Genomic DNA, 3,372 nt, shown 5'->3' with positions numbered 1-3,372 from the left:
CTAAAGATACCATAGTAGGATTAAGCAATACCTTAAATGTAGGAGTAGATAATAAAGTAAGAGTGGCTAAAAACTCTCATGAATTTGTAGGAGAAAACAAAGATATAGAAATAGGTGCTAATCAAAATACTATTATCCATAAGGACGAGATAAGGAATGTGAAGGGAGAAAATAAATTATTAATAGAAAAGTCTTTAACCCAAACAATAGAAAAAGAATTTTTCCTTAATGTTCATCAAAATTTATCCGCCCACATACAAGATAATACATCCTTAAAGTCCAATTCCATGCAGACAAAGGTAGAGGAACAATATTCTTTAGAATCAGATAATTCAACTTTTGACTTTCAAACAGATTGTGAAGTAAAGGCAGGCAATCAAATCCTCCACCAAGTAGGCGATACTCAAATTGTTACTAAGGGAGATTGTGTTATTATTAAAGCAGGTGGAGTTGAAGTAGTGATAGATTCTAATGGACTTGTGGTTAGAGGTGGAGAAATTAGGGCAGAATGATAACTCGGAGATAAAAATGAGCCAAACAAACAATAACACAGAAATCAAAGAACAAGACACTCAAGATGAAATCATTTTTGAAGAAAAGAAATATATACCTGCATTTTTATTTTGCGGGATAATATACACTGGATTTTTGTGTTTTTTTCTTTATTGGCTCCCTAGGGCATTTGACAATACTAAGAATTTTAAATGGTTTGTGGTTTTTATTATATATCTTTATGTATTATATATATATATAAGTCTTGTTTATAAAACAGTAAATTTTAAAAGAATTTATATCACAAAAGAAAAACTTGTGATTGAATTCTATTTTAGGAATGATTTAATTTTTCCTTTAGGAACTTTTTTTGTGTATTCTTATAACCCATCGCGTGCTTTGGTGGGAGATATAGTTATACAAACTCTCAAAGGTAAAAGATACTACATTAAAAATCTTATCAAGCATGAAATAGAACTAAAAAATGATTTTTATGCAAAAGTTAATGCCATTATAAAGCCCCATGTAATGCCTTATTTGTTAAGCTTAGGTGATGAAGAATTTGAAAAAATCATTTCATTTGTAACCGGTTTTCATAAAATTGATACCACTTTCCTTAAAGAAGCAATGGAACTCAGAAAAGAGAAAAAAGATGAATGAAAATATTTATGGAAGTTTAGAGTTTTATTCTAAAGAAACTCAAAGCACTCCTAGTGATAAAAGGGATTTAGGAGTATTTGGAGATGTTGCTCCTTACGGACTAGGCATTGCAGGAGGTTTTGCTACTGAGGCTTTTGAAAAAGGGATAAAAAGTTTAGATATAAAAGCTGATTCTTTGTTTTGGAAAACCATGCGTCATAAAATAACAGTAGTGAATTTTGGAATATTGAATTTTTTTCTGTCTAAAGCAGAGGGAAAATCCAATGTAAGGGCTTTGACTGAAACAAGCGTTGGTGTTGGTATCAGTATATTTATAGATGAAACTCCATTAAGTAAATATAGTGAATATGTCGCCAAGCAAACCTTAACTCAAACTAGCAGGGTTGCTTCTAATGCTGCAACTAAGATAGCTAGCTCAAGAGTAGCATCTAATATCGCAGCTAGAGCTGGCGTATCCATACTTTCTCGTATTGCCGCAGGTGCAGCAACTGGAGCAGCTATAGGCTCGAGTTTTCCTATTGTTGGGACAATAGTGGGTGCAGTAGCGGGAACACTTGTAGCAGGTTTTTTTAATGACTTAATTTTTGGCGATGAAGATGAGGAATTAAAAAAACAAGAAGCCAAAGAGAAATATTTAGAGGAAAAATTAGATGAAAAAATGCACAAAATCATCAATTATCTCATCACTCATCAATATATAGAATTAAGAGTGTTAAATGAAGATGAAGCAGAAAAGCTTTGTAAAGAAATAAGTGATATTAATAGTGCTTATTTTAAAACCATTCTTTTGATGCTAAGTTTTCCTTATTATTTAGATAAAGATGAGCAAAGTTATAAAAAAACTCAAGAAAAAAATCCAACTATAATCAGAATACAACCCATAGCTAATGCCTTAAATATAAAAATAGAAATCAATGAATGCTTTCTTGCTAAGAATGGAGAAGCTTTAAAAAATAAGGAAATTTATGTTTATAATCATCGCTTTAATAGAGTGGTGGCAAAGGCTATGAGTGATGATGAGGGTAAAATAGTATTTGAAAATGTTTATGTGGGTAAAGAGAGCACTATAGATAAAATAAGCTTTATTATAGACAGAGAAAATTTCAATGAAGACAATTTTTATGAAAGTGTTTTAAAATACGCTCCAATGTTTAATATACAAAAAAAGCATAAACAAAAAGGGCAAGCTTTTATTGATAAAATGTTTTTTAGTTTCACTTATGCACAAGGAATAATGCAAGATAATGAGGTGTTAAAACTAGAAGCTTTGAAAAATAATTTTAATATCGTTTTTGATTATGAGGTAAGAAAACAAGAAGAATCCTATAAAAATTATATCATTTTATCTTATTTGGTTTTTGATGTTAAAGAAGATATAGAAGAATATATACGCCATACTACTATAGAAAATAGAGCTTTTCGTGGATTAGAATTGTTAGGTCGTGGATGGAAAAATCAATACAGCATCAAAGACGAGTGGAGAGATAAGGGTGTGGTGTTTTTTGCTTATTTTAATTCTCAAAAATTTACCCCTTATAAAAAAATGGCTTTTATTGACAAGCCTATAGTTATTTTAGATATAGAAAAATTTGATAAAGAAGATATATTAAAAGATATAAAATTCCATTTTAAAACTCTTACTAAAGCCTATAAAATTTTTGTAATAGATTTAGATGCTAATACTCAAATACAAGAAAAAAAATCCATTGTCAATAATATAAAAAAGAATACCCAAAACTTAGAACTGCTTTATCTGCAACTTAAACTTTTTGATGATAAAGATGCTAATAAATGCAAGGTGCAATACTTTCACAATGAAAACAAATATGCCAATAAAGAAATGAAATTAATAGAATACTGCAAAAAGCAATTTAACGCACTTAATAATAAAGATAATCCTATTTATAAAAATAAAAACTCGTTTGATATGGAAGTGCCTTTTGTAAGTATTTCTTTTGGGTCTTTGATTTATGATAAAGAAAGACTAGCTAAAAAAGGAGTTAGGCAAATTTTTGGAGTGCGTTTAGCAGAATCTTGCAGGCGATATTTTTATGAGAAATGATTTGATTTTAGATAATTAAAGAATATACTACAAACTTTATTTTACCCACTTTATGCTAAAATAAATCACATAAGCTTATAGCTATTAATCATCAACAAACCCAAAAGGATCATCAATGTCCCTTAATTCTTATATGAGTCTTGATATTTTAAATTCTA

Annotated in this window: 2 protein-coding genes and 1 pseudogene; all 3 read left to right on the top strand. The window is 29.4% G+C overall.

Annotated features, from left to right (window positions below):
* Positions 1-512, top strand: a pseudogene (locus tag KAR67_RS09755) (VgrG protein); the annotation flags it as partial.
* The gene (locus KAR67_RS09250; RefSeq protein ID WP_225982077.1) at positions 472-1,152 is read left to right on the top strand and encodes a hypothetical protein; all 681 of its coding nucleotides are present in this window, start codon (positions 472-474) and stop codon (positions 1,150-1,152) included. The pseudogene KAR67_RS09755 and the gene KAR67_RS09250, both read left to right, overlap by 41 nt.
* Positions 1,145-3,214, top strand: coding sequence for a hypothetical protein (locus KAR67_RS09245; RefSeq protein ID WP_192801093.1), 2,070 nt, complete (start codon positions 1,145-1,147; stop codon positions 3,212-3,214). The genes KAR67_RS09250 and KAR67_RS09245 overlap by 8 nt, the downstream gene beginning before the upstream one ends.
* The last annotated feature ends 158 nt before the right edge of the window (positions 3,215-3,372 follow it).

It is taken from the genome of Campylobacter sp. JH32, from assembly GCF_017846535.1.
In the GTDB taxonomy this organism is placed as follows: Bacteria; Campylobacterota; Campylobacteria; order Campylobacterales; family Campylobacteraceae; genus Campylobacter_D; species Campylobacter_D coli.
Note: the sequence above shows the minus strand (reverse complement) of the source record. Positions and strands in the feature narration are given on the sequence as shown.

What these genes read in the sequence shown, in the direction of transcription:
- KAR67_RS09245 (WP_192801093.1), top strand. Translation starts at nt 1,145, where the DNA reads ATGAATGAAAATATTTATGGAAGTTTAGAGTTTTATTCTAAAGAAACT.
- KAR67_RS09250 (WP_225982077.1), top strand. Translation starts at nt 472, where the DNA reads ATGGACTTGTGGTTAGAGGTGGAGAAATTAGGGCAGAATGATAACTCG.